At 66.8% G+C, this 3,552-nt stretch carries 4 protein-coding genes; 2 read left to right on the plus strand and 2 right to left on the minus strand.

Annotated elements, in window-relative coordinates; genetic code table 11:
- Nucleotides 1–41: 41 nt before the first annotated feature.
- On the minus strand, nucleotides 42–1,427 hold the full coding sequence (locus GD1_RS04590) for a wax ester/triacylglycerol synthase domain-containing protein (RefSeq protein WP_059035974.1): 1,386 nt from the start codon (nucleotides 1,425–1,427) through the stop codon (nucleotides 42–44).
- A gap of 110 nt (nucleotides 1,428–1,537) precedes the next feature.
- Between GD1_RS04590 and GD1_RS04595 the strand changes: the two genes are divergently transcribed.
- Nucleotides 1,538–2,191: a TMEM175 family protein gene (locus GD1_RS04595; RefSeq protein WP_020789941.1), complete on the plus strand. Its 654-nt coding sequence runs from the start codon at nucleotides 1,538–1,540 to the stop codon at nucleotides 2,189–2,191.
- Between the two features lie 24 nt (nucleotides 2,192–2,215).
- On the opposite strand, the gene GD1_RS04600 is transcribed toward GD1_RS04595, so the two are convergent.
- Nucleotides 2,216–3,025 carry a helix-turn-helix domain-containing protein gene (locus GD1_RS04600; protein WP_174519013.1) on the minus strand — a complete coding sequence of 270 codons (810 nt, stop codon included), beginning with the start codon at nucleotides 3,023–3,025 and terminating at the stop codon, nucleotides 2,216–2,218.
- 71 nt (nucleotides 3,026–3,096) lie between these two features.
- Here GD1_RS04600 and GD1_RS04605 point away from each other — a divergent pair, with 71 nt between their 5' ends.
- A complete protein-coding gene (locus GD1_RS04605; protein WP_053778240.1) occupies nucleotides 3,097–3,387 on the plus strand; it encodes a hypothetical protein in 291 nt (96 codons plus the stop codon).
- Nucleotides 3,388–3,552: the final 165 nt, after the last annotated feature.

The following is a 3,552-nucleotide window of genomic DNA, read 5'->3' on the forward strand; positions in this document are numbered from 1 at the left end:
CTCCGCAGCCCGACCACGTTGGCGACCATCTCCGACACCCCTCAGTGCAGCGCCACCACTTCCGCGAGACCCTCCCGAATGCAGTCGGTCAACAGTTCCGGGTCGATGACGGCGGCCGGGTCACAGTTGATCCCGAGGTAGGCACGCCCGGCATAGGACATGAGTGCGACGTTCACCGCCGCACCGCCTTTGGGGGCGAACGGCACGAGTGCGGTGACCTCGGCACCACCGGTGAACACTGGGATCGGCGGCCCCGGCACATTGGTGGCCGCGACGTCGACTCCCTTCATCAGCGATCCGGCCACTGAGGTGGTCACCTGCCGGGGCAGGAGGGTGAGCAACTGGTAGACGATGGTCGACAGGTGCAGTGCCGGATCGGTGCGTGCCTTGTGCAGGATCGGGTCGAGGCGCCGAATCCGTGACCGAAGGTCGTCGGGCTCGGTGGGCACGATGAATCGTGCCGGTACCCATTGGTTCCCGCCTTCGGCGTCGGCGTCGGTACGCAGGCTGATCGGCATGTTCACCCGGAACTCGGGCAGCGGGTGCCCCAGACGCTGGTGGTGGCGACGCACCGCACCGGCGACGGCTGCGACGAAGCAGACGTTGATCGTGGTGTCGGCGACCGTCGCCGCGCGTCGTAACTCGTCGAGCGGGACGTCGAGGATCGAGAACGACGACGACAGCGAGCGTTTCGTCATCAGCTCCGATCGTGGCGTGCTCTGCGGCTCGAGCATCCGGATCATCGCCGTTGTCGTCGTCGCGGCCGAGGTCACGGTGCGCACCGGGTGGGTCAGCCCGTCACGGGCGATCGCGAGGACGAACCCCGCGGCGGCCACGACGGTGTCGCGGGCTGCCCGGGTCTCGAAGCCGATGTCCTGCCCGATCCGGCCGACCATGCCGAGCGGAGCCGGTGGCGGCACATCCGGGCTCGGCGGCGACGACGCGGGTTCACGTTGCAGGTCGAACATGTCGGCGGCCATCGCCATCCCGCCGACACCGTCGGTGATGCTGTGGTGGATCTTCAGGACGAACGCGGCGGCGTCGTCGGCGAGATCGGTGAGGATCGCCACCTCCCAGAGCGGGCGGGCATGGTCGAAGTCGGCCTCGCTCATCCGCTCCGCGTATGCGAGGACCGCGTCGACAGCCGAACAGCTGTCGTCGCCCCGACGCCACCGCAGATGAAAGGTGGGGTCGAAGTTCGGGTCGGTCTCCCACCGCGGCGGTGCCGGCGACAACGGGTTGCCGACGGCCCGCTGCCGCAGCCGGGGGATGCGTCGGGTCATGTGATCGACCCGGTCGTCGATCACGGTGCGGTCCGGGCACCGATCGAGCATCGCCACCAGGATGATCACCGATCGCAGCAACGGATCACCCTCCACGCCGAACATCACGGCATCGAAGGCACCCATCCGCGGATCGAGGTGCATCGTCGAATTGTGCAGGACCCGCGATACGCGCTGTGACAGAACGTGGAGACTCGTGCCAGAGTTGCCCACATCGGTAGAAGCCGGAGCCCGTGGCATTTACCCTGCTAGCCATGGCCACGCTGGACGAACGTCGCACCGAAGAAGGCTTCCGGCGATTGATCGCCTTCACCGATGCGGTGGTCGCCATCGCCCTGACCCTGCTGGTTCTGCCGCTCGCCGACTTCGCCGGCGAGATCGAGCGCGGCTCAGACCTGGGGACCGTCTTCGCCGACCACGACGTCGAACTGATCAGCTTCGTGATCAGTTTCATCGTGATCTGGGTGCTGTGGCGGCAGCACCACCGGTCGATGGAGTACTTCAAGTCCTACGACTCGGGTCTGATGAACCTGACGTTCCTGTGGCTGTTCACCATCGTGGTGCTGCCGTTCGCGACCGCCCTGCTCGACGGCAAGGACATCGACTGGGCCAACGACCTGTACATCGGCGTGTTGTTGCTGTCGGTGATCGCGCTGACCGCGCTCGAACGCTGGGGCGTGTCACATCCGGACCTGCTCGACGACGTCGACGATCCCGGCACCCGCAAGTGGATGACGAGCCGGGGACGCTACGCCACGATGATCCTGCTCGCGGTGGCCCTGATCATCGCGATCGTCGTCCCACCGTCAGGGAGCTGGCCGCTGCTGATGCTGGTCCTGACCGGTCCGATGGAGTGGCTGCTCACCCGCGGGCAGACCGACGACGGGGAACTCGAACCCCAGGACTGACGCCGGGGGCGGACCGGCCGGTGTTCACGCGCTCGCCACGCGGCGCAGGAACTCGGCCGTGGCGGCATCGGCGGGTGAGAAGATCTCCACGGTCAGCTCCTCGACGGTGACATCCCGGGCCGAGGTCAGGGCGGCATCGACCGAGAAGAACGCCAGCTCACCGTCCGGATGGTCCAGGCGCAACGGCAGGACGACGGCATCGGTGCCGACCGTGACGGAATCATGATGCCCGGTGCCGTCGGGAAGATATCCCTCCAGTTCGGCGGCCAGCGCCACGAGCTCGGCGTCGCCGGTGTGGGCCGCCCGACGCCGCACCTGCCCCATCAGGTGTGCGCTCCATTCCGCGAAGTTCGTGACCCGTCGGGCGATCCCGTCCGGATGCAGTCCGAGCCGCAGCACGTTGACCGGCGGTTGCAGCAGGTGGGCGGCACATCCGTCGAGCAGCGGCCCGATGCACGCATTGGCCTCGACCAGATTCCAGTGCCGGTCGATGATCACCGCCGGATTCGGCGCCATCGCGGCGATCATCGCCGAGAGTTCACGCCGGACCACCGCCAGTTCGGGGGCGTCGACGGCGCGCTGCGGATAGCGGGGAGCATGGCCGGCCGCGGTCAGGATCTGGTTGCGGTGGCGGAGCGGGATGTCGAGTTCTTCGCCCAGACGATGGATCAGCTCCGGACTCGGGGTGGAGCGCCCCGTCTCGACAAAGCTGACATGCCTCGACGAGATCCCCGTCCGGTTCGACAACTCGAGTTGTGAGAGCCCACGCCGTTCCCGCCAGTCACGCAGCAGGTGACCCGCGCCGGACGGGATGGTCATCACCGAATCGGTCATGACGTCCAAGGTAATTGCCGGGGCGTTGGTGCTGCGATCGAATGGTGGGGACCAAGGATCGGAGGCATCTGATGACCACATCCCACGAGGTCCACCCCATGCCACGGTGGCTGAAGATCGTCATGTACTGCGACCGTACCGCGTCGTCGTGGTACATCGGCACCGGAGTTCTGTTCGCACCCATCCTGCTGATCGTCGACCCCTGGCCGGCCGCACGCGTCGTCGCACTGGTCGTCATCGCCGGCGTCGGGCTGTGGTTGGGGCTGCTCGGCGTGGCCATGGCCACCGGCCTGTCCATCCTGCTCCGCCGCGGAGGTCAACTCCCCGAAACGTTCTGGAAGGAGATCGTCCGGCCGTCGTGATCGCGTGGGAGTGCTCTCCACGCGGCTTGTACCGACTCAATCAGCCACTGCTCGCTTCTGGTTGCGTTGACGATGCAACCACCTCAGAGGCGGTCACCACACGACGAACACTGCGGAGATTTCAGCACGGTCCTGCTCAATCAACCACGCCCAGTTGATGGTTGA

The organism is Gordonia desulfuricans NBRC 100010 (assembly GCF_001485495.1).
In the GTDB taxonomy this organism is placed as follows: Bacteria; Actinomycetota; Actinomycetes; order Mycobacteriales; family Mycobacteriaceae; genus Gordonia; species Gordonia desulfuricans.